This is a genomic window from Thermogemmatispora aurantia, from assembly GCF_008974285.1.
Classification (GTDB): Bacteria; Chloroflexota; Ktedonobacteria; order Ktedonobacterales; family Ktedonobacteraceae; genus Thermogemmatispora; species Thermogemmatispora aurantia.
In genome coordinates this window covers 963,100-984,758 of record NZ_BKZV01000001.1, presented here as the reverse complement: position 1 = coordinate 984,758, position 21,659 = coordinate 963,100, and the positions used below count along the sequence as shown (strand labels likewise).

At 59.8% G+C, this 21,659-nt stretch carries 18 protein-coding genes; 8 read left to right on the top strand and 10 right to left on the bottom strand.

The genetic code is table 11. The features are described from left to right. Positions 1-23: 23 nt before the first annotated feature. The 5 genes from KTAU_RS03830 to ispE form a co-directional block, all read right to left on the bottom strand. Positions 24-1,280 (bottom strand): glycosyltransferase family 9 protein, encoded by a 1,257-nt coding sequence (locus tag KTAU_RS03830; RefSeq protein ID WP_170293035.1) that lies wholly within the window; start codon positions 1,278-1,280, stop codon positions 24-26. Positions 1,281-1,318: 38 nt separating this feature from the next. Next, positions 1,319-2,719 (bottom strand): lipopolysaccharide heptosyltransferase II, encoded by a 1,401-nt coding sequence (waaF, locus tag KTAU_RS03825; RefSeq protein WP_151727100.1) that lies wholly within the window; start codon positions 2,717-2,719, stop codon positions 1,319-1,321. 23 nt (positions 2,720-2,742) lie between these two features. Further along, positions 2,743-3,978: a glycosyltransferase family 9 protein gene (locus KTAU_RS03820; protein WP_151727099.1), complete on the bottom strand. Its 1,236-nt coding sequence runs from the start codon at positions 3,976-3,978 to the stop codon at positions 2,743-2,745. Further along, entirely contained in the window at positions 3,975-5,189 is a 1,215-nt protein-coding gene (gene waaF / locus KTAU_RS03815; RefSeq protein ID WP_151727098.1) for a lipopolysaccharide heptosyltransferase II, read from the bottom strand. The genes KTAU_RS03820 and waaF (KTAU_RS03815) overlap by 4 nt, the downstream gene beginning before the upstream one ends. Positions 5,190-5,425: 236 nt before the next feature. Further along, on the bottom strand, positions 5,426-6,358 hold the full coding sequence (ispE, locus tag KTAU_RS03810) for a 4-(cytidine 5'-diphospho)-2-C-methyl-D-erythritol kinase (RefSeq protein WP_170293034.1): 933 nt from the start codon (positions 6,356-6,358) through the stop codon (positions 5,426-5,428). A 224-nt stretch (positions 6,359-6,582) separates the two neighbouring features. On the opposite strand from ispE, the gene KTAU_RS21435 reads away from it, so the two are divergent. After that, positions 6,583-7,569 (top strand): hypothetical protein, encoded by a 987-nt coding sequence (locus KTAU_RS21435; protein ID WP_170293033.1) that lies wholly within the window; start codon positions 6,583-6,585, stop codon positions 7,567-7,569. A gap of 7 nt (positions 7,570-7,576) precedes the next feature. After that, positions 7,577-8,293, top strand: a complete 717-nt coding sequence (locus KTAU_RS03805) for a PIG-L deacetylase family protein (RefSeq protein WP_170293032.1) — start codon at positions 7,577-7,579, stop codon at positions 8,291-8,293. Positions 8,294-8,371: 78 nt separating this feature from the next. Here the strand turns inward: KTAU_RS03805 and KTAU_RS03800 are convergent, their stop codons facing one another. Then, positions 8,372-9,208, bottom strand: coding sequence for an aldolase/citrate lyase/malate synthase family protein (locus tag KTAU_RS03800; protein WP_151727095.1), 837 nt, complete (start codon positions 9,206-9,208; stop codon positions 8,372-8,374). A 346-nt stretch (positions 9,209-9,554) separates the two neighbouring features. On the opposite strand from KTAU_RS03800, the gene KTAU_RS03795 reads away from it, so the two are divergent. Both KTAU_RS03795 and KTAU_RS03790 read left to right on the top strand, forming a co-directional pair. Further along, on the top strand, positions 9,555-10,448 hold the full coding sequence (locus KTAU_RS03795; RefSeq protein WP_151727094.1) for a tyrosine-type recombinase/integrase: 894 nt from the start codon (positions 9,555-9,557) through the stop codon (positions 10,446-10,448). 4 nt (positions 10,449-10,452) lie between these two features. Continuing rightward, on the top strand, positions 10,453-11,319 hold the full coding sequence (locus KTAU_RS03790; RefSeq protein WP_151727093.1) for a purine-nucleoside phosphorylase: 867 nt from the start codon (positions 10,453-10,455) through the stop codon (positions 11,317-11,319). A 241-nt stretch (positions 11,320-11,560) separates the two neighbouring features. Here the strand turns inward: KTAU_RS03790 and KTAU_RS03785 are convergent, their stop codons facing one another. Beyond that, the gene (locus KTAU_RS03785; protein ID WP_151727092.1) at positions 11,561-12,256 is read right to left on the bottom strand and encodes a hypothetical protein; all 696 of its coding nucleotides are present in this window, start codon (positions 12,254-12,256) and stop codon (positions 11,561-11,563) included. A 900-nt stretch (positions 12,257-13,156) separates the two neighbouring features. Here KTAU_RS03785 and KTAU_RS03780 point away from each other — a divergent pair. The 4 genes from KTAU_RS03780 to KTAU_RS03765 all read left to right on the top strand — a co-directional run bounded on the left by KTAU_RS03780 (position 13,157) and on the right by KTAU_RS03765 (position 16,452). Then, the gene (locus tag KTAU_RS03780; protein WP_151727091.1) at positions 13,157-13,483 is read left to right on the top strand and encodes a Sec-independent protein translocase subunit TatA/TatB; all 327 of its coding nucleotides are present in this window, start codon (positions 13,157-13,159) and stop codon (positions 13,481-13,483) included. A 451-nt stretch (positions 13,484-13,934) separates the two neighbouring features. Continuing rightward, positions 13,935-14,459 (top strand): MarR family winged helix-turn-helix transcriptional regulator, encoded by a 525-nt coding sequence (locus KTAU_RS03775; protein ID WP_151727090.1) that lies wholly within the window; start codon positions 13,935-13,937, stop codon positions 14,457-14,459. Positions 14,460-14,520: 61 nt separating this feature from the next. Next, the gene (locus tag KTAU_RS03770; protein ID WP_151727662.1) at positions 14,521-15,537 is read left to right on the top strand and encodes an ATP-binding cassette domain-containing protein; all 1,017 of its coding nucleotides are present in this window, start codon (positions 14,521-14,523) and stop codon (positions 15,535-15,537) included. Between the two features lie 6 nt (positions 15,538-15,543). Further along, complete coding sequence (locus KTAU_RS03765; protein WP_228026302.1) at positions 15,544-16,452, top strand: ABC transporter permease; 909 nt, start codon at positions 15,544-15,546, stop codon at positions 16,450-16,452. Positions 16,453-16,584: 132 nt separating this feature from the next. Here KTAU_RS03765 and KTAU_RS03760 read toward each other — a convergent pair whose 3' ends face one another. The 3 genes from KTAU_RS03760 to KTAU_RS03750 form a co-directional block, all read right to left on the bottom strand. Next, complete coding sequence (locus KTAU_RS03760) at positions 16,585-17,757, bottom strand: DNA methyltransferase (protein WP_151727089.1); 1,173 nt, start codon at positions 17,755-17,757, stop codon at positions 16,585-16,587. Further along, positions 17,658-18,587, bottom strand: coding sequence for a DNA adenine methylase (locus KTAU_RS03755; RefSeq protein WP_151727088.1), 930 nt, complete (start codon positions 18,585-18,587; stop codon positions 17,658-17,660). Before KTAU_RS03755 ends, KTAU_RS03760 begins: the two co-directional genes overlap by 100 nt. Before the next feature lie 374 nt (positions 18,588-18,961). Further along, entirely contained in the window at positions 18,962-21,409 is a 2,448-nt protein-coding gene (locus KTAU_RS03750; protein WP_151727087.1) for a penicillin acylase family protein, read from the bottom strand. Positions 21,410-21,659: the final 250 nt, after the last annotated feature.

Sequence of the window (21,659 nt, the reverse complement as noted above, 5' to 3'; positions counted from 1 at the left end):
CGCCTCAAAGCCGCGGCTCGTCTTCAGTGGTCCTCATTGGGCGTGCCCGCTTGGGAAGGCTGAGAGGTGTGAAGGGGCGAGGCGGGCCGATAGCCAGCCTGAAGTAAAAGGCTGCGCGCTGCGGTAGCGACCGGATCGACGCCAAGTTGGGCCAGGCAGTCGCGGGTGGCGCAGCCCTCGGGAGTGCCCAGCTCATGACCGCGATAGAAGCAGGGCATGCAAGGCAGGTCGAGGCGTACGACGACTGCCTGTCGTCCAGGCACGCCGCCGGTATAGGGACCCCAGGCGCGATGGTTGGAGAGACCAAAGATAGCGACGGTGGGGGTGCCGGCGGCAGCGGCCAGATGCATGACGCCCGCGTCATTGCCGATAAAGAGATCGACCTGTTCCAGGACGGCTGTTGTGACTTTGACGCTCCCTTTGCCAGCGAAGCTGCGCGCTGGCACACCCGAGCGCAGCAGGCTCAGGATATGTTGATGCAGCTCCCGCTCTTCTGGACCCCCGAGCAGTACCAGTTGTCCCCCCACCTCGCGGTAGAGGGTGTCTGCCAGGGCGGCAAAGCGCTCGGGAGCCCAGCGGCGGGCAGTGCTATAGCTGCCGCTGCCCGGATGCATGGCGATAATCGGGCGCATGAAGGGATCAGGGGCCTCATCCATATACAGCAGGTAGCGGGCCTGCTCCCGCTCCGCCTCGCTCAGGGGGACGATCAAACGACGGTCGCTGGTGTGAGCGCCGACGGCTGCGGCGATGGCCAGGTTGTAGTCTGCTTCGTGCATGGCTCCGAAGCCCTCATCTTTGACGCGTACATTCAGAAACCAACCGTGCCCGTTATCCAAGCCAACTCGCCAGCGTGCCCCTGTAGCACGCACCAGAAGCTGATGTTTCAAGCGACCGAAGGGCAAAGTCAGGTGGTGCAAGAGCAGCACAGCATCGTAATGGGCGCTGCGCAGGCGCTGCCAGAGTGGGAAAAGGCGTCTGAGCCGCAGCGGATCGGTCAAGACCTGCTTGGGCGAATCAAACAGGTATTTATCAAGAACAATGATTTCGTCGATGATCTCCCAGCCGGCCAACAAATCCGCGGAACCGGGCGTCACGAGCAGGTCGATGCGCGCCTGCGGATAGGTCTCGCGCAAAGCGTGCAGGGCTGGCGTAGCCAGCAAGAGGTCGCCGATTGAAGCCAGCTTGATCACGAGGAGACGCGCCTCCGCTGGCAAGCGGATTGACTGCTGCTGATCCGGCTCTGCTGAAGGTGTTCTCAAGGACGCGCGTTGCTGCTGCACTACTGTAACTGCCTCCTCTGCAAAGGTCATACATAGGACTAGTGACTCTGGCCCGGCTGTTCGGGGTTGGCGGGATTAGAGGGTGGCGGCATAGCGGGACGAGCCGCCGCGGATGGGGCTGGCTGCCGTTTCTGGAGGCGGCGCAGGGCCAGGGTCAGCACCTGCTCCGGCGAGACCTCCTTCATGCACTGGACGGTATGGAAGCGACAGTCGGCTGGACTACGGGCATCGTAACAAGGACTACACCAGATACCGCTACGTACGATTGTGGCCTGCGGGCTGACTGGTCCACTAAGGGCCGGATCGGTCGGACCGTGGATAGCGATCAGGGGAGTCCCGGTGGCCGCCGCTATATGCATTGGGCCGCTGTCTCCGCTAATCACCAGGTCAGCCATCTGCATCAGCGCTGCCAGCTGAGGCAGATTCGTCTGACCGGCCAGGTTGAGCACTGAAGTGGAGCCTTCCAGACGCTGGAGGATGGCCAGAATGAGAGGCAAGTCGCCCCTGGCACCGGTGAGAACCAGGTGGGCCTGAGCCTCCCGAGCCAGACCTGTCAGCAAACGTGCCCAGTAGGGAATAGGCCAGCGCTTGGCGTAGCCGTTATGTGAGGCCACGTGACAGACCACCAGTGGTCTCGCGCGTGACCCGGCAACGTGTTCCTGCTCGTCGTCCAGGTCGATCGCAGGATCAAGACGCTTGAGGAGCCTCTCAACCTCAAGGCGGGCCTCTGGATCGACATGGAGGCGCGGGAAGCGATCTTCTGGTTGGAGGCTAACGCCTGCTGCGCGCGCCAGCTCCAGACAATAATCAACCTCGTGACGGCGATCACCAGGCTGCCAATGGCGGCCTGGCACCGGATCGGTCATAAAGCCTGCATAACCCTCACCGGCGAAGCCTACCCGTCGTCGGGCGCCGCTCAACAGGGACAATAGCGCCGCCCAGGGGCCGAAGACGCTCACGGCCAGATCATAGTGCCTGGTCCGTAGCCGGCTGAGCAGCGCCGCGGCCTCGCGCCAATTCCGGCCCCGTACGAGCGCTTGAGGCCGACGCCAAATGTTCGGATCGTACGTGATGATCTGGGCCAGATCGGGATCGGCGCCGGCGATTGGCGCTGTCGAAGGCATCGCCAGCAGATCGATCTCCGCCTCGGGATAGGTCCGCTTGAGGGCGTGCACCAGCGTGAGCGAGAGGACCAGATCACCGATCAGGTCCAGGCGAATAACCAGGATGCGCCGCGGCCTGAAGCGCTGCGGATCGAGCGGCTCGTGGCGTCGTGCCAGGCGAGCGCAGCGCAAGAGCAAGCCGTAGCTGCTCAGCGCCAGGTAGATGGTCGTCAGCAGCGTGCGTTTACTGATCTGGATCAACAGCTTGCGCAGGCGGCGCCGAGCTGGCGGGCGAAGTGGGTAGCCGTATTCATCGAGTTCTTCTCTTTCTGCCATAGCTCTTGCGTGCCATCCTTATTCTACAACATGCGTGCTGGCAAGAGTTGCTCCACCGCTGCAAGGACACGCTCCTCTGGAATCAGGCGTACGCAGGGATGCAAAGGCACGGCCTGCGGAGGAATATCGAGACGCCCGCAGGGGAGTTTTGGACAGGCAGGACAGCGTTCGCTTGCCAGAATGACCACGTGGCGTCTGGGGTTGCCCCAGGGACCGAAGATGTGTGGATCGGCAGGCCCGTAGAGCGCCACGGTTGGAGTCCCCTGGGAGACAGCCACATGCAGCGGACCGCTATCGACACCGAGCACCAGCCGCGCGCGGCGTAGAACGGCGGCCAGCTCTCCAACACTCAAGGCGGAGAGCAAGACGGGCGGCGCCTCGTGGGCCCTGAGCTGCTGATGGACCAGAGTCGCAATCTCCTCAAGCAGGGCTTGCTCTTGCTGGGTACCTGTTAAAACGAGACGCAGGCCATAGCGGCGCAGCAAGGACACGGCGCAGGTAGCCCAGCCCTCTGGACGCCAGAGCTTGACGGCGGCCCCACTGCCAGGATGGATGACCGCGAAAGGCACCTCACCTGTCAGACTGGCCTCAGCGAGCAGGGCGGTGGCCCGTTCTTCTTCCTGGGCCGTTGGCCTGAAAAGGAGCGGGTAGCGTTCGGGCGTAAATGGCTCCGCGAGAGGGGCCTGACCCAGCAATTGGAGTGCAGCGCTGACCAGACGCAGGCTGGAGCAGGTGCTATGCTCTCCTTCGGAGAAAGGCAAGGCATGCGTCAGGAAACGCCTACCCGGGGCGAGCGCATAGCCGACGCGCTGCGGGATGCCTGCCAGGTAGAGCAAGGCTGCCCCCCACCAGAAATCGGGGCGCAGGTTGATCGCCAAATCGTAGCGTTCGCGCCGCAGTTGCCAGGCCAGGCGTAGCAGCAGCCAATAGGGTCCCAAGGCTCCCTGGGCCGCCCGCCGGAAGCCAGGGAAGGCGCAGGTCAAGACCCGTTCCGCTGCTGGATGGCCCATCACAATCGCCTGTGACCAGGGTCCCACAAAGAGTGTCACCTGGGCTGTCGGGCAGCGCTCCTTAAGCGCCGTCAGCGCCGGGGTAGTCAGGACCAGGTCCCCCAGGTGGTCCGGGCGTAGGAGCAGCAGGCGAGGGGCCTGGGCAGATGAGGGGGGACGTCGGGCGCGTCGCTGTGCCAGCCATGCCCCCGGCAGGCCACAGAGGTAGATCAGCAGCAGAAGTGCCCCACGTAGCCGTTCTCGCATCATCGAATTCCCCCCCGCTCAGGGCTGGGCAGCAGTTGCCGCACGGCCTGCCAGACCAGATCGACACTGAGCGCCTGCATACAGGTGCATTCCTGGCAGGCGCGCATGCGACCCAGGAAAAAGCAAGGCTCCCCGCGCGGATGCTGCCAGAGAGCCACGTGGTGCGGCTCGTCCAGGGGATAGGGACCATACTCCTGTGGACTGGTCGGACCGAAAAGGGCGATCACTGGAATGCCCACAGCGGTGGCCAGATGCATCGGACTACTATCGTTGCCGATGAAGAGAGCACACTGCTCAAAAATGGCCGCCAGCTCGCCAAAGCTAGTCTCGCCTGCCAGATTGAGCACGCGGCCTGGTGGGACGGCCAGACCGGCCAGCACCTCCTCGTTGACGGCGCGGTCCTCTGGACCTCCAACCAGCAACACGCGAGCCTCTAGCTCGCTTAGCAGGCGCTGCACCAGCTCGCGATAGCGTGCTACTGGCCAGCGCTTGGCCGTCAAAGTCATCCCTGGGTTAGAGCCGCCGCCGGGCAAGAGCGCGACCTGCAGGCGTGGCTCGCCATCCCGACCGGCGTCACGAGAGAGCAAGGTCCGGGCGCGCTGGCGCTCCTCACTGGTAGGCACAAAGCGCATGTCGGCCCATTTCAGCGGCAAGTCCAGGGCACGTGCCAGGTCCAGGTACAGCTCAGCCTGATGACGCAGGTCGGACAGAGTAGCAGGGGCAGGCACACGGTCAGTCAGCGCGAAGCCGCGTCCCAGGCTGTCCGGCCCCACGCGGCGGGGAATACCCGCCAGCCAGGGGAGCAGGGTCAGCATAGGAGATCGATCCAGAACAAAGGCCAGATCGAAACGCTGCCTGCGTAAAAAGCGAGCAAAGCGCAAATACTCTGACAAGCGGTAGCGCCCAGGGATACCGACCGTACCACAATCCAGGACTGCATCCACGGCGGGATGATGCTCCGGCACCACTTTCGACCAGCTGCTGGCCACATACGTAATCTGGGCCTGGGGATAAGCCGCCCGCACGACCGCGAGCAGCGGCGTTGTCATTAGCAGGTCGCCCAGGCAACAGGGCTTAATCAGCACAATCCGGCGCGGTTCGCGCCAGGCGCGTCGCCGGAGCCAGCGCTCGACAAAATTGAAACAGACGAAAGGAAGGCGCAGCATGTAGCAGAGCAAGCTCACCACATGCTGGCGCAAGACTGCCAGTGGCATCGTCTACTGCTCCCTCATCCTCAACAAAGCGCGCCTCAGCCAGCACAGTCGCACCTGCCGGCCCGGCTCCGACCAGGCCGGCAGAGTAGCAGGCAAAAAACATATAACAAGCTTTGGACGTATACCTGCTCTCTCCATGCTGCATGGCAGGGCGCAGGAATTTGACGCTGTTATAGCAAAAGGCACTTTGGCAGCGAATCTAGTGTACGAGCTAGCTCGCTGCGGCCCGAAGCAGTTTAGTGAGCGGCGACAGACGCAAGAGTCAGGGATTCTGCTGAGGGATAGACCACCTGGGTCAGGTAGACCTCGTAGCCCTGCTCCTGGAGGCGGAGCCAGAGGCGGTGAGCCTCCTCAAGATCGGCCAGAGCCGTAAAGAGCGTCGGACCGCTGCCTGAGAGACGGACGAAAGGTGCCCCGGCCTCCAGAAGCGCGGCCCGTCCGACGGCCACCTCGGCATAGCGCTCCAGGACCCCGCGCTCAAGACCATTGTGGAGATGAGACAGGGCAGGCATCCGCTGCGCCTGCAAAGCCGCGCAGACCGCCTGCGTGTGCGAACCATCGCTATAGTCGTGCGCCGTCAACGCCCCAAAGACCCCGGCGGTTGCCACACTGATCGCTGGCTTCAGCAGCACCAGCCAGCGCAGCTCGGCGGGCCAGCAGGGAGGCAAAGGGGTTACCAGCTCGCCCCGGCCCTCGCAGAGTGCCAATCCGCCATAGAGGAAGAAAGGCACATCCGAGCCGAGCGAGGCCGCCAGCTCCATTAATTCCGTTGCAGTCAGTCGCAGCTGCCACAGGCGTGTCAGAGCCAACAGAGCCGCCGCGGCGTCGCTACTTCCTCCACCCAGGCCGGCAGCGCTCGGGATGCGCTTCTGTAGTTCAATCAGCACGCCACGTCGCTCGCCAGTATGTGCTCTGAGCAGCATCGCCGCGCGTAGCGCCAGATTCGTCTCCGTACTCAGCTCGGGCTGCGTGCAAACCAGGTGCACTAGCCCATCCTCGCGCAGCGTCAATGAGAGTGTGTCGTAGAGATCGATCGTCTGCATCACCGTCGCCAGCGCATGATAGCCATCGCCGCGACGGCCAAGGACGTCAAGTGTCAGATTGATCTTGGCGTAGGCGCGTACCGTGCAGCTGCTACCCGGTTGTAACCATTGCCATTGCATAGCCATAGCCATTCCATTCGTCTGGATTGTGCCGCTTCGTGACCAGGCTGTCAAGAATGCGGCCCCAGAGAAGGAAGTTAGTCCTTTTTCGCTCGTGGGAGAACTATTCTGTCCCACCTGTGGTATACTACCAGCGAGCTATTTCCCAATATAGCCCAGCTGCTTGCTCAGTACGAGTGAAGAATCGGTCTCCGCACCACCTATCCTGGACCGCTTGCCTGGTGAGCGTCATGGACATTACCGTTGCCTATTTCCACTCGCTCTTTCATCCCGACCTCGTCAAACGGGACTTTGAGCAGATCCGCGCCGCGGGCGCCAGCAGCATCGTTTACAGCATTCTAGATGAAGAGCGCCACTACTGGCCTCGTGATCTGGAGCGTGGCCTGCTCCTCGCGCAAGACGTGGGTCTCAAAGTCTACCTGAGTCCGGGCCAGCATGGTAATCTTTTCGCCACCCCTTCGCCGGCCCCAAGCTGGTATACCTTCCATCACCCTGAGTCACGTGTATTGGACCGCCACGGTCGTTATCACGATCTGACCTGCTTCAACCATGAGCCGTTTCGTCGCTGGCTCTTTCAAGAGATCGCTTTTTATTTAAACACCTATCCCATTAATGGGATTCTGCTCGATGAACCAGACTACGGAGAAATTACCTGCTTCTGCTCGGTGTGTCGGGCGCTTTGTCCCGATGTGACCGACCTGGCGGGCTTTCGTCGCCGCTCCTGGGTGACCTTCTTGAGCGATCTCTGCGCCTATATTAAAGGTCTGGACAAGCATGTTCGGACCGTTATTGTACTCCCCTCCTACGATGCCAGCCTGATCGAGGACCTTGCCCTCTTACCGGACCTGGACATGTTGGGCCTCCACTTGCAGCGTCGACCCCGCCAGCAGCCTCAAGCTACTGAGGTTGTGACTGGCAGTTATGATCGTAGCGAGCGGGAGATTGTTGATCGGGCGCGCCAGCATCAGAAGCGTAGCCTGCTCTGGTTGCAGAACTTCGATCTGGACGAAGAAGGCCAGCAGGAGCTACCGCAGCTCTTCCAGCTGGCGCTGCATGCTGAACCTGACGAAGTTGCTTGCTATTACTACTGGCGCAACAATAGTGATCCAGAGGGAGTCTGGCAGCTCACCAGGCAATTGCTGCGGAGCATTCCCCGGCGCCAGCTGCACTGGCAGACCGGCAAGCACTTTGCTATTCCACGCCTGGGAGATGAGTGAGGAAACAATGGTAGAGAACAGCAACATCCTTCTTCCCCCTGGTGGTCAGCGTATCCTGGTCGTGATGGCTCATCCCGATGACGCCGAGTTTCTCTGCGGTGGAACCATTGCCCGCTTGACCGCTCAGGGCTGTGAAGTCAGCTATCTTCTGGCCACCCGCGGGCAGCGCGGCAGCGATGACCCGGCCATGACGCCGGAGCGCCTGGCGGTGATCCGTGAGGCCGAACAGCGGCGGGCAGCGGAAGTCCTTGGCGTACGCCAGGTGCTCTTCCTCGACTATGTCGATGGCGATGTTGAGCCGTCGCTGCAGATGCGGCGTGAGATCGCCCGCATGGTGCGTCTGCTCAAGCCGGACGTAGTCTTTACCTTTGATCCCTGGCAGCGCTATCAGGTGCACCCTGACCACCGCGCAGTAGGTCTCTGCACCCTGGACGCCCTGGCCGCCTCACGTAATCTCATGTATTATCCTGAGCAATTTGCCGAGACGGGTGGGCCGCATCGCGTACGCCAGATCTACTTCTTTGCCAGTGACCAGCCGAACCACTGGGTAGACATTAGCGCTGTGATCGACAGGAAAGTCGAGGCGCTCCTTTGCCATGCCAGCCAGATGCGCGGGCGCGATGCCCAGGCCATCCGCGAACTGGTGCTCCAGCGTGGTCGTCCGCTCGGCAGCGAGCACGGCTTTACCTGTGCCGAGGCATTTCATCATCTGGTGATGAACTGAGCCACGTGATCACGCACGCATGGCCCGACCGTAGGCCCGCCCCGCGCTCAACCTGGCGCGAAGGCCGAACCGACTATTCTAGGGTTCTTCTTCCTCCTCAAAGGAGGTTGAGAGCGACGGCTGAGGCACGGTCGGCGGAGGAAGCTCCTTTTCTTCCTGCCGATGGACCTTCTCCAACCACTCGCGCAGCTCCTGAATGCGCTGCGTCGTCGCGGCGGTGCTCTCGCTGGCCGGCACAATCACCGCCTGAACGCCCAGCGTCAGCAGGCCATAGGCGGCAGCCTCGCTATTGAGCGACGTCAGGCTCAGAAGGGCCGGCAGGCGCAGCGCCTCGCGGATGGCGCGGTAGCCAAGAGCCTCTTCGATGCTCAGGCGCTCTAATGGTAGCTCTCGGCCATCCAGATGCAGGGCCGAGAGGCCCTCGAAGGCGCCCAGGTTGCGTACCACCAGAGGATAGAGGGGGTCGTTCCCGCGCCAGGGTAGCGTTACTGCCAGATCGAAGTCCTTCAGGTGCGTGCTCAATAAGCGGGCTGGGGCCTGGAGCGGCACGATCAGGAAATGGACTCCGTGCTCTTTGAGAGAATCCAGCATCTTGCGCTCGATATTGGCCCCGTTGCCGAGAAGGCGCAGGCCGAGGGCGGCGTTCTCGTCCTGGCTCTGAATAGTCTCACTGAGCTGTTTCAGAGTTGCAAGGCTAGCACTTTCCAGGGGGGAGCCAGACCAATGGAAGAGCAGGCCGTTGGCACCGGCTTTGATGGCGGCCTCCGCCTCGCCGGCGTCCACGGCGGGAAACTCAATCAGCAGCGCGGCGGCACGGGGCTTAACCGCTGGTCGGCTTTTGCCACCGAAGAAGCCGATGGCGCCGCCGCTCTGGCCGCGCCGCGCCTGGCTCAACATATCAGAAAACTTGCTCATCTCTCTCTCCCGCTAGCTGATAGTGGATAGGATTGTATCATAGCAACAGGGGTGGGGTCATCGTCGCTCGCTCGTCCGCCCGCTTGTGACGAACGAAGGCGACAACTGGCGCCCCGACCTGCCACATCTCAGTCTCTGCGCATGCCGGGCGGATAGTCCTATTATAGCATTCCGTTCTGGGTTGGCGCAGTGGTACTCTTCTGTCGCCACTCTTGCCTCTGTCCAGCCTCTGGCATATAATGCCAGCACCAAGGCAAGCCACCCACTCCTCCCTCAGATACGGACGAGACGAGAAGATGGTGGTAGGTGCACTTCTTTCTCATTTCTGGGCAGGGGATATGTTGCAATGTTGCAAGAAGCTGTCGATGCCTATCTCGCCACTCTGGCTGAGAGGGGCGCCGGAATCAATCACCACACGGTGGCGGCCTATCGCAATGATCTCTCTCAGTTCTCCTCGTTTCTAGAGCAAAAGCGGCTACGCCGGCACTGGTCGGAGGTAGAGAGCGAGGATGTGCAGGCTTATCTAGAGGAGATGCGTCAGGTACGTGCCTATCAGCCTACGACGATCAGTCGCAAGTTGGCCGCGCTCAAGACCTTTTTGCGTCATCTCAAAAGCCAGGGGCTGTTGGAGAGGAATCTGCTGGAGACGGTGCAAGCTCCCCGTGCTCTCAGGACCACCTTTCCAGTGCTTTCTGCTGAGCAGCTTGCGTGCCTGCTGGAGCAGATTCCGCCGTTCACACCAACGGGCATGCGCGATCTGGCGATGGTGCAGGTGCTCTATGCGACGGGGATGCATCTCACCGAGCTGGTGGCTCTCGATGTGAGCTGTTTCAATCGCCTCTATGGCTCGCTGGTTTATCCGCGCAGCGATGGTCGTTTGCGCGAGTGCCCGCTGACATCGCAGGCCATTATGGCGCTGGAGCAGTATCTGTTGCGCTCGCGTCCTTATCTGGCCCGCCGTCATCCCGAGGAGCCTGGCCTGTTCGTGAACCATCATGGCCGCAGGCTCACTCGCCAGGGCTTCTGGTTAGTGGTCAGAAACTATGCCCTGCGCGCCGGTATTGCTGAGCTGACGCCCTGCCAGTTGCGTCAGTCGCTGATGCTTCTGGCTATCAAGCGTAGTAGTGAGCCGCAAGGTATCCAGGCGTTATTGGAATATGCTCACCTATCAAGGGGAGCGGGACAGTCGGAGCGCTGGGGAGCGTCTGAGGGTGATGATTCTCTATTGAAGCGAGGATAGTGTCATGTTGTACGACCAGGTCGAGGAGGCCGTGGCGGCGATCCGGCAGCTTTCTCCATTGGTGCCTCAGGTGGCCCTGATTCTAGGGTCGGGCCTGGGCGAGTTGGCCGAGACGGTAGAGGCCGCTGCTGCCATTCCTTATGCTCAGCTTCCGCATTGGCCCTCATCGACGGTAGCGGGCCATGCTGGTCGCTTGATATTGGGGCAGCTGGAGGGAGTGGCGCTGGTAGCCATGCAGGGCCGACAGCATCTCTATGAGGGGTATACGCCCCAGGAGGTCACGCTGCCTGTGCGAGTGATGGCGCGTCTGGGGGCTCAGGTGCTCGTGGTGACCAATGCGGCAGGCGCTTTGAATCCAGCCTATCAGCCGGGTGATTTCATGCTGATTCGCGATCACATCAATCTGCCCGGGTTGGCGGGCTGGCATCCACTGCGTGGTCCTAACGATGAGCGGTTTGGGGTACGCTTCCCGGCCATGACCGTGGCTTACGATCAGGAGCTGCGGGCCTTGGTGCAGAGGGTGGCCGGGGAGATTCCCAGCCTGCACCTGCACGAGGGAGTCTATGTGATGGTCAGTGGCCCATCCTACGAGACGCCGGCTGAGCTGCGCTTTCTGCGCCAGATTGGGGGCGATGCTGTGGGAATGTCTACCGTGCCCGAGGTGATCGTGGCCCGCCATATGGGGCAGCGTGTCCTTGGTCTGAGCCTGATTACGAATAGCGCCACCGGGACCGAGGGGCAGCCGGTGGATCATGGCGAGGTGCTGGCAGCGGCGGCAGCCGCCAGCTCGCGCTTTGTGCTACTGATCCGGGGGGTGCTGCGCGAGCTGGCGCAGATGCTGCAGGGACGAGTGGAGCAAGCGAGTGAGTGAGTGAGTAGTGAGTAAGGAAGTGGAGCGCTGTCGTCGGCCTACGAAGGTACAAGGGAAAAAGGCCGCTGGCAGCTTCGCGTTCCAACTGCTCCCTCCTCTCCTCCGGAGACCAGGCCAACAAGAAGTTCCTGACGCCGAGCTGCTTGCTGGTCAGTGAGACGCAACAGGGCGACTACTGCTGGCACGCTGTCAGCTCTGGCCTGGCCGGAGATCGCGACGAGAGGCAGCAGCCGGAAGGTGCTCAGTCGTTGCCTGGTCCCATTCCCTGTGCTTTGGTAATGACGATGTGGGCCCAGCTCCAGTTGTAATGGATGCCCTGCCAGTCGGTGAGCAGGACGAGATCATACTTGCCCGGCGGCACGCTGGGGGAGATGGTGTAGTTCCAGGTGGCCCGCCCCTGAGAATCGCAGGACTGGGTTTGTGGGGTGCCTGCCGAAAACTGTAATCCTGCTACCTCGTCGTAGGGCTTGTCTTTGACCTGGCCCGGAATGGGTTGCTGGATGCTGGCCAGATCCATACGCTTGCCGATGTCTGGCAGCTGTAAGAGAGCCCCGTCAGGGACGCGGTGCACCAGCCAGAGCTTGCAGGTCACTCCACTGCGGTTGATCGCCTGCCCTTGCTTATCGATGGCCTGCACGGTAACGGTGTAGCTGGTTTGGCCGTCAGCAACTTCGCTGAAGGTTGGTCCGGCGGCAAAACGAGGAATACCGAGCAAAATGGGCACCGGCGAGGGGGTAGGCGTCGGTGTAATGGTGTGTTGAGCGATAGTAGGCACCGTCGGCGAGGGAGTCGGCTGGCTGGCGCCGGATCGGTGGTGCACAGCGGCCCCGAAGGCGAAGCCGCTCATGATACCGGCCAGAGCAAAAAGAACCAGGGCACTGACGACGATCGTACGGAGATGGGTTCCACTCTGCGGAAAGCTCTCTCTGGGCTGCATGATCTCCTCACTCACTTACTCGCTTACTCGCTTGCCCGCGTGACAAAGGTCACGTCGCTGCTCTCCCTTTTATTTCTGCATTTCTATATTCGGCTTAGATGATAGCACAGGCCAGGGAATGGGCAGTAGTGATAAGCCTGTTTCTCCCCCGATCTGGCCATATGGGAGGGCACGAGGGTGAATAAGCTAGTAGTTTAGGAGAGAGTTGAGAAGGTGGGAGGGGGCCAGGGTGGCTGATTGTTCTGCCAAAAAAGAAGGAGACCGATTGCTGTAGCAGGAACCAAAAAACAGCAATCGGCAGGCTCGGAGTGGGGGTGTGTGGGGGAAAGCCCCGGGCCTGGATCTCCTGCGTTGACCGCGTTGGCCTCTGTTCTCACAGCCATAGCCCTGGTCTTCAGCTTTCTCGTCTTCTCATTCCTCGTGGTGGGTTGCGATTGCCCCCTCTTACGAGGCGAGGCTGAGAGGCGCGAAGATATGCTGAGAGATAGGATGAACTATGCTATGAGTGAGAGCCGGGCGGTCAACCTCGGCACTCTCTCCATTATAATAAACTCCTAACGATAACTTTTTCGTTCCTGAATTTTTCGCTCTCCTGTCCCGGTCAGTCGTAAAGAATCCGTGTGAGCCAGGCAGCCTGAGTCAGGAAAGGAAACAGGCGACGACGGAGGAAGCAGCGACGGAGGCGTCAGGAGGGTCGCTATAGAGGGCGATCACATGGCCCGGCTGGCTTCAACCTGGGAGAGGCAGCCGGCTCTTGCGGCAAGCAGGCTCTCCCAGACCAGCACCGGAGAGATCTCGTCAGAGCAACAACCATGTGGTATCATACTCTTATAGCGAAGAGTCGAGAGAGCACTCATCGCCACCCAAAAAGCTGGAGAGCGAACAGGAAAGGCGGCCCCTATGGGCTTTCATCCAGTTGACCTGCTAATTATTCTCCTCTTCGGGCTAGCGCTCTTTGGACCGCGGGCGCTCCAATCGGTAGCGCGCAACCTGGGTAGAGGAGTTGGCCAGGCCCGCGTAGTGAAAGACAAGATCAAAGAAGAGCTGCAGGTTGAAGAGCTATCGCAGATCTCTGAGAGTATCCCTCGTCTGCCGCTCAATACACGGGAAGCTGCCAGCCTCTTGTTGAAGGAGCAGAAGGAGAAGCGCCCGAGTGAGGGGACAGCTCAAAGTCGTGCGAGCGAAACGAACGAGCGGGTGGTGCGCGATAGCGCGGCCAGCGCCTGAGACGCTCAGCCCCGCGAGCAGGCGGGCATCGTTCCAGTCCTGGTGTTCCTGCCTTGAGTGACCTGGTTTAACCTGCTGACCTCTGTTGTCCTGATCTCCCCGCGGCGGCGCTGCCGTCGTGGCCCTCTCTTTTTTACTTTCCTTTCTGAACCCCGTTTTTTGACCTGGACACTCCCCCGCGCTGTATTCCGGCGGAGCAGCAGGCGAAAGCGAGTGCTTGCCTCTTGCCCGGACCGACAGCTGACTCTGGCCTCGTGAGGGGCGGCCTGGGGCGCAGAGAAGCCGTCCCTGTCTCGCGGACAACGCGATATATCGTACCGGTGGGAGGGACTTGACAGAGGGACGAAGTCGCGCTATTCTTTGATTGTATCAATGATTGTTACTACCAGTAATTGGTGGCGACAATCAACGCAACACAGCAAGGCAGGGAGAAAGGAAAGAAGCAGGGGTCATGGAAAGAGAGACCGATGGTGAAAGGCAGGTGCGCGACCTGGAGGAGCAAGCGGAGCGCTTTGCATCCCTCTTCAGTCAGGTTCAGAGGGCGATGGGAGCGAGTTTCAAGCGTGCCCATCAACATGGAACGATGGTGAGTACGACCCAGTTCATGGTTCTGGGCTTGCTGCAGAGGGCACTGCAAGAAGGGGGGGAGCCGTATACCATCGGTCTGCTGGCCAGCCGTCTTGACCTTGATCCTGCAACGGTGGTGCGGGCGGTTGACAGCCTGGAACGGCGGGGGCTGGTGATGAGGAGGCGGGATCATCAAGACCGTCGCCAGGTTTTTGTTGAATTCACCGATACTGGGCGAGAATTGCGCCAGCACATGGCACAGCAGATGAAAGAGCAGCTCAAGACGGTCTTTAGCCTCATGAGCGAAGAGGGACGGTTTTCCCTTCTTCGTGGGCTAGAAGAACTGGCCGCTGTGATAGCTGAGAGAGCTGAGAGAGAAGGAGAGATACATGGCAGACATGGCTGCTGAAGAGCAGACGCTGCAGGGAGAAGAGCTCAACGGACGGATTCAGTCGCCGGCGGATTTGCGGATGGCCGTGGCGAGCGAGGGAGTGCGGCCCACGGGCACGCCCATCATCGAAGTTGAGGGCTTGACCCGTCACTATGGCAAGCTAGAGGCGGTCAAAGGCATCTCATTCGAAGTCTATCCGGGGGAGATCTTCGGCTTCCTCGGTCCCAATGGAGCCGGCAAATCGACTACCATCAACATGCTCTGTACGCTGCTGCGTCCCACCGCTGGGCGGGCGCGCATTGCTGGCTACGACCTTGTGACACAGCGCAACAAAGTGCGCGAATCAATCGGTCTCATCTTCCAGGACCCGAGCCTTGACGATCGCCTGACTGCGGACGAAAACCTGCGCTTTCATGCCACTGTCTATGGCTTGCCGGCGGCGGTCAGCAAGCAGCGTCGCGAGGAGTTACTCAAGATGGTTGATCTCTACGACCGGCGTGACCAGCTGGTACGCACTTTCTCGGGGGGCATGAAGCGCCGTCTGGAGATCGCTCGCGGCCTTTTGCACTATCCGCGTGTTCTCTTCCTCGATGAGCCAACTATCGGCCTTGATCCTCAGACACGCTTGCATCTCTGGTCATATATTCTAAATCTGCGTCAGCAAAAGCAGATTACGATGTTTTTGACCACGCATTATATGGATGAAGCCGAATATTGTGATCGAATTGCCATTATAGATCATGGCAAGATCGTGGCTCTGGACACACCGAGTCGGCTCAAGGACATGGTAGGAGGCGATGTCATTCGTCTCAGGACCAGCGATAATGCCCTGGCGGCGCAGCAGATCAAGGAGCATTTTGGAGTGGAGCCGCGCGAGAATAAGGGGGAGCTGGTCTTTGAGATTGCAGGCGGTGAAGAGCTGGTCCCGCGTATCGTTGAAAAGGTGACGGCGCGCATCGCCTCGATCAGCGTGCGGCGCCCGACGCTGGACGATGTCTTCATCAAGCTCACCGGGCGTGAAATCCGTGATGAAGAGGCTGATGCCCGAGAGCTGATGCGCGGCTTCATGCGCTCGCGCCGCTGGGGAAGGAGGTAAAAGATTATGGCGACAACTGTAGTGACGCCGCAACCGGCGCGGATGGAGCAGACCCTGACGCCGATCAACGGGCCGTTTCGGCGCAACCTCAATACGATTGTGATCATCTGGTACCGCGAGGTCTTGCGCTTTGTGCGTGACTGGATACGGATCATCACCTCGCTGGCCCAGCCGTTGATGTTCCTCTTCATTTTTGGCTCCGGCCTCTCCAGCAGCCTGAATGTGGTTGGAAGCCAAGCCAATCTACCGCCGGGGACGCCGACCCTGGATTTCCGAACCTTTCTCTTCCCGGGCGTCTTGAGCATGACCGTGCTCTTTACCTCGATCTTCTCGGCGATTTCAATTGTCTGGGACCGCGAGTTCGGGTTTCTGCGTGAGATGCTGGTGGCGCCGATCTCACGCACCTCGCTGGTCTTGGGGAAGGCTTTGGGTGGCAGCACGATCGCCATGTTGCAGGGGACGATCATGCTGATCTTTGCGCCGCTGGTGGGGGTCAATCTGAGCGTTGGCCTGGTGGTCAAGCTGATGCTGGAGATGTTGCTGTTGGCCTTCTCCTTGACGTCGCTGGGCATTGTCATTGCCTCGCGTATGAAGTCGATGGAAGGCTTCCAGATGATCATGCAGTTCTTCCTGATGCCGATGTTCTTCCTGAGCGGGGCGCTCTTCCCACTGCGCAATCTGCCCGGCTGGCTGGCCTTCCTGACGAAGATTAACCCGGTGACCTATGGAGTGGACCCGCTGCGGCAGGCGGTACTGCGGGCTCTCAATCTGCCCCAGTTCGTACTGGATGCCTTAGGTCTGGGGGTCAAGGTTTTTGATACCACGCTCTCGACATCGGTGGAGCTGCTGATTGTGGCTGTCCTGGGGCTGATCTTTATCGTCTGGGGCGCGCTGGCTTTCAATAAGCAGGATTAGGGCCGAGGGCGGTATAGCTGCCTGCACCTGCAGGCGAGCAGGTTGCTGATGGCAGGTTTTGAGCCGGTATCTCTTGCTCTTTGAGGCGGGGATACCGGCTTGATTATTGGGGCCATAGTCCTGCCGCCTGACTCAGTTCCCCTCGTCGCCGCCGATCCCGTTGCTACTTACTGCTGCCAAGCGCAGTGCTAGGAATGCCTCCTTCAGTTCTTGCCTGACGGAGCTTTCTGGCTCTTCTAAGAGGAGCTGTTGATAGATATCAAGGAAATTGTTTCTTAGGTGGTGAAAGAGATGCAAGAAATGTCTGATAAATGAGATACAATCAAGTATTGCAAATTCTATGCCACCTGTTCGCTTATATAAGCTGATTGCATATTGATGAACCTGTGGGGTAATCTCTTCTGTGGTGATAAATATATATTTATCTATTCTATGGCCTAGGCTGGCTACCTTTTGCAGGGCTATCTCTAAGTCACTGGGAGTAACGCGCCGTGTTTTCATTTCGTAGACTGTGGTGATCCGGCTGTCGCCAAGCAAGCAAATTTGCAGGTCACCGAGCGCTCCTGTTCTCCTATCTGCCGCGTTGTGAGGGGTCAGAGGAAGGACATGTTCTTTGAGGTGTTCCTCGGCTGCCTTATAGGCAGCTGCAACTACGAGGACAGGAAGACGACTAGAGTTAGGACATTTCAAGTGCTGCTCGATGAGCGTCACGATAGTTTCAGCTGAAAGAGTGACTCCCTCACTGGTCCTGAGCTGGTTCGAGATACCTTCTGTCCGTAGCAGCTGCTCTTCTCGAAGAAGCAGGAGCTGTCTTGTGACCTCGGCAAGGACATCTTCAGCTGTGAGTTTGTCTGCCTGGATATCTGAGAGCACCTCTAAAGTCGCTTGATAGAGTCGTTCGGGACGCCCTACCATTACGAGACCCGGAGTCAAGGGAACATTTCTATTCCTGAACGCTGGTGTGAGAAAGGCGGTTGTCATGTTACATGGAAGGTTATGCTGAATGATAAAAGGAGTAATATAGCGCTCATCATATGTACGACCTGGGTAAGAATCTGGACTTCTGATTTCTGTATAAGGTTTTCTTATATCCCATGAAGGATTATAGGCTTTTGCGAGACAACAAGCTAACAGGAAACGAGCACAAGCACGATTTGATATAGAGCGACATATATAGCTAATTTTCTGAAGATTGAGTGGATCACTCAGCTGGGGTTGATGAAGCTGAGTGTGAGCGCGCTCGAAAGCTCGATCAAGGATGGCTGGCGGATCTCGTCGCTCTCCTGCTGCATCGTTTCTTTCCATGATGTTGCTTCCATGATGTCGTAATTCACCCACAATACTTCTTGCCTGGGAGTCTTCTTCGAATGGCAGAGCTTTACTGGTGCCTCTATGCATCTCCAATCTTGATAAAGATGATCAAGGAGATCGCAGTGGTAGCCAGAGAGGGCAACCTTCCCTTTAACACTGTGCAGTACCTCTGCCAGACGGCGATGATCATCGTCGCTCATTTCATGAGCATAGGCATTGGCATCCCCTCGAGCATCGTGTGGATAGGGAGGATCGCAGTAGAAAAGGGTCTCCTCGCTATCGTAGCGCTCAATGACGTCGATCGCAGGGGCATGTTCAATTTGCACGCGCAGCAAGCGTTGGGCAATTTCGGCCAGTCCCTCAACGCTGCCCAGCCAGCGCGAAACGGCCCCTGCCATCCCGGCGCGGCTGGTCAGGATGCAGTGTGCCCAGCGTCCGGCGCTGGCGGACTGCGCCAGCCCGGTACGAACTTGCCTGGCGCGAATGAAGAAACGCCGGGCCCGTTCCAGATCAGAGAGGCCTGCCGGCGCTTCGCTGCAGGCGCGCTCGAACTCCTCGCGCGAGAAGGGCGTCAGGCCGATGGCTTCGATCAGGGCCTCTTTCTGCTCGCGCAGCACGCGGAAGAAATTGACAACCTCGCTGTCGAGATCATTGTAGGTCTCCACTGGTGATGGCTCGCGGTTGAGCAAGACGGCAGCAGAGCCGCCAAAAGGTTCGCAGTAGTGTGTGGTCTTGGGCAGCAATGGTAAGAGCCAATTGAGATGATTAAATTTCCCCCCGTACCAGCCAAAGGCGATCAGTCTTCTTTTCCCATCGTGTTCCATGCCAGCAGCCTCAATGCACTTGAAGTAGAAGAGTACCTCTGATCCGCCGCTTTGGATTCCCGCGCGGCTAAAACCGTGGCGGCGAATACTGTCAATTAGGCAGTATAGACCAGTTGCCTGGGCTTTGCAAGAGTCTCTGCAGCGATAGGCTTGTCCCTGCGCAGCTTCTGGCGATCGATCCAACTGGTGCCGGGTGAGACGCTGGCTATCGTTGCCTCTGACCTAGTGCGTGGGACGGCCATAGGGCAGCTCCGCGGAGAACCGGCGCACGGAGAAGGAAGAGGACAGACAACAGCTGATTCCAGCTGTTGTCTGTCCTCCGCAGTGACGGTATCCCGGGCCTGATAAGCTGCCTTGTCTCCGCAGAGAGGAGGCTAGCGCGGCTGTAAGAGCAAGTGGCCCTCCATATTGGCCTCGATCGCCTGGCGCTCGAAGAGCATCGGATGATGTTCCGTGCGCAGCCAGGGGCGCACAAAATCACCGTAGTGGCGGCTGCCGGGATGGCCCGACTGCCCGGGCGCGTGGCCCGAAAGCGAGGCATTCAGATCAGCCAGGTTCACAATCTGGCGATACGAAGGCACAATCACCACCTGCTCCGGCTGATTAGGCACCACCGCACCCATAAAGACCGTATCGATATCGCCGCCCGCTGGATAGGGGCCGCGGTTGAATAGCTTATCGAGCGGTTTCACATTCCCCAGCGGATGCTGGTAAGTCAGACGGTGGATTGCCCCATACTGCCAGCGTGTCACATCCGGCCCCAGCTTCTCCAGCAGCTCAGCGATCGCCGCCGACCAAGCTGCTGAGATAGCCGCATGCCACGAGCGTGGCCCATTGGGGATGGCCGACTCTGCAAACCAGGTGTCGTCACGCTCCTTGAGCAGGCGAATCAGCAGCGGCTTGCTTCGACTGGCATAGCCATTAAGAATTGCCAGCAGCGTCGAACCGACGCCCAGGTACTGATAGAGCAGCTGCTCATCATCCCCGATGACGGCGCCGAAGACAATACGCTCTAGCTTCTGCAAGAATGTTTCATAGATCGCCGCTCCCGCGCTGTCAGGAGAGAGCACGTAGTCCCAGTCGCGCAGCGTTTGTAGAGCGGTCTCCTCCAGAGCATTTGCAGGACTAACTGTCTCCAGCACCTGGGGAACGATCTCGCGCGCCGGCAGCGCATACTGATCCGATTGGATGCGAGCCATGTCGGCCAGCGACAGGCGTTCCTTGCTCTGCAGCAGGTCGCGGATGCGCTGTGCCCGATAACCATTCAGCCACTCGTGAGTGATGTAGTAAGGATAGTCGTCCTTCACCACCCGGTTATTGGCAGTCACAATCAGATGCTCGGGCGGATTAAAGAGGCGTGGCAGCTCCTCAAAGGGAATAAAGCCCGTCCACTCATATTCACCCGTCCAACCCGGCGAAGGCAGCAGCGTCTGGCGATGGCTGCGCACCGGAATCAAGCCCGCCATAATGTAGCCAATATTGCCCTCGCGATCCGCATAGACCACATTCTGTGGCGGCACATCCCAATCGCTCATAGCCTCCAGAAACTCCTCCCAGCACGTCGCGCGGTTTAACTTCTCCACTGCCGCAATGATGCGACAAGACTCGAAGCCGGTCCAGCGCAGGGCCAACGGCAACTCTGAGGGAGTGGCGCCATCGCCTTCGCTTGCCCGCTCCTTGCTCGTGGGCAGCGTTGTCAGAATGGGGCCATGACGTGTCACCACCACCTCTTCGACAACCGGCTCCTTCCGCCCCTTCACATGGATCTCCTCACGGATCACCTGAGCTTCCTCCCACTGGCCCCGGAACTCATAGCGGTATGGATGCTGCGGATCAAACTTCTCAATGTAGAGATCCTGAACATCGGAAATGGCATTCGTCAGGCCCCAGGCAATATGGCGATTGTGGCCGATGACGATCCCGGGCGTGCCAGGGAACGAGGCTCCGATGACATCGATGTCGCCGGCTGCCAGGTGGCACTCGAACCAGATCGAAGGAGCGCCCTGGGCCAGGTGCGGATCGTTGCAGAGAATAGGCGCACCAGTTACCGTCTTACTACCATCCACCACCCAGTTATTGCTGGCTCCCAGCGGACCAAAGCCGCTCAGCAGCTTCACCTGCTCATACGGCTCCAGCAGACCCGGATTGGCGCCGCCATATTCGGCGCCGGGCGGGATAATCAGCGGATGCGAAGGGTCATAGCCAGCCTCCAGTTTTGCCGCTCGCTCTGCTCCAGCACGGGCTACGATGCGTGCCCGAATCAACTCGCTCTCCCAGTTGCCGCTCAGATTCCAGCCCATCATCTTTGCCCAGAGCAGACTATCGGCGGGCTGCCAGGGGTCGGGCCGATAGCGCAAGAGCGTGAACTCCACCGGGAGCGTATGATTCTCGATAAAGGCATTAACGCCAGCGGCGTAGGTTTCCAGAATGCGACGATGATGGGCCGAGAGACGGGCCACATCGCTGGCCGCAGCGCGATGCAGGCCCAGGCGCCGGCAGAAACGATCAAGTTCCAGCGTTACCTCCCCCACCACTTCCGAAAGCCGGCCTGAACCCAGACGGCGGTTGAAATCCATCTGCCAGAGGCGCTGCTGGGCATGGACGTAGCCCTGAGCGAAGAAGAGATCATCCTCGTTGCGGGCATAGATATGGGGCACGCCATAACGGTCGGTAATGACCTCGACTTCCTCATGCAAACCAGGCAGGCGCCGGACACCCTTGGGCGAGGGGACGGGGCGACGCAGAAAGAAATAGTAGGCGCCGCCAACTGCACCCGCCAGGCCGGCAGCGGCCATCAGCGTCTTTTGCCACCAGGATGCCATGATTCTCGCCTCCTTTGCGTGCGTGTGATACGACTGACTCGCTGAACCAGCGTCGACAAGCGCTGGTATGATTGATACTCCTGGTTTCTAGCTTGCGCAAGTGCCCGCTCGTCCGCCCCTCACGCCGCACTCAAGCCTCCCCACTTGCCCAAGCATCTGAGATAGGACAGAAGTCTGCGAGTCTCTCGATTCTGATGCTGAAAGCTGATCCGACTGACACTTCAACCATCGGCGCTTGCTCATAGCGAGC

Excerpts from the sequence above, each read along its gene's own strand:
- KTAU_RS03765 (WP_228026302.1), top strand. The coding sequence starts at position 15,544 with ATGGCGACAACTGTAGTGACGCCGCAACCGGCGCGGATGGAGCAGACC.
- waaF (WP_151727100.1), bottom strand. The coding sequence starts at position 2,719 with ATGGCAGAAAGAGAAGAACTCGATGAATACGGCTACCCACTTCGCCCG.
- KTAU_RS03750 (WP_151727087.1), bottom strand. The coding sequence starts at position 21,409 with ATGGCATCCTGGTGGCAAAAGACGCTGATGGCCGCTGCCGGCCTGGCG.
- KTAU_RS03795 (WP_151727094.1), top strand. The coding sequence starts at position 9,555 with ATGTTGCAAGAAGCTGTCGATGCCTATCTCGCCACTCTGGCTGAGAGG.
- waaF (WP_151727098.1), bottom strand. The coding sequence starts at position 5,189 with ATGCCACTGGCAGTCTTGCGCCAGCATGTGGTGAGCTTGCTCTGCTAC.
- KTAU_RS03755 (WP_151727088.1), bottom strand. The coding sequence starts at position 18,587 with ATGGAACACGATGGGAAAAGAAGACTGATCGCCTTTGGCTGGTACGGG.
- KTAU_RS03785 (WP_151727092.1), bottom strand. The coding sequence starts at position 12,256 with ATGCAGCCCAGAGAGAGCTTTCCGCAGAGTGGAACCCATCTCCGTACG.
- KTAU_RS21435 (WP_170293033.1), top strand. The coding sequence starts at position 6,583 with ATGGACATTACCGTTGCCTATTTCCACTCGCTCTTTCATCCCGACCTC.
- KTAU_RS03805 (WP_170293032.1), top strand. The coding sequence starts at position 7,577 with ATGGTAGAGAACAGCAACATCCTTCTTCCCCCTGGTGGTCAGCGTATC.
- KTAU_RS03820 (WP_151727099.1), bottom strand. The coding sequence starts at position 3,978 with ATGATGCGAGAACGGCTACGTGGGGCACTTCTGCTGCTGATCTACCTC.
- KTAU_RS03770 (WP_151727662.1), top strand. The coding sequence starts at position 14,521 with ATGGCCGTGGCGAGCGAGGGAGTGCGGCCCACGGGCACGCCCATCATC.
- KTAU_RS03800 (WP_151727095.1), bottom strand. The coding sequence starts at position 9,208 with ATGAGCAAGTTTTCTGATATGTTGAGCCAGGCGCGGCGCGGCCAGAGC.
- KTAU_RS03780 (WP_151727091.1), top strand. The coding sequence starts at position 13,157 with ATGGGCTTTCATCCAGTTGACCTGCTAATTATTCTCCTCTTCGGGCTA.
- KTAU_RS03790 (WP_151727093.1), top strand. The coding sequence starts at position 10,453 with ATGTTGTACGACCAGGTCGAGGAGGCCGTGGCGGCGATCCGGCAGCTT.
- KTAU_RS03760 (WP_151727089.1), bottom strand. The coding sequence starts at position 17,757 with ATGGAAAGAAACGATGCAGCAGGAGAGCGACGAGATCCGCCAGCCATC.
- KTAU_RS03775 (WP_151727090.1), top strand. The coding sequence starts at position 13,935 with ATGGAAAGAGAGACCGATGGTGAAAGGCAGGTGCGCGACCTGGAGGAG.
- ispE (WP_170293034.1), bottom strand. The coding sequence starts at position 6,358 with ATGGCTATGCAATGGCAATGGTTACAACCGGGTAGCAGCTGCACGGTA.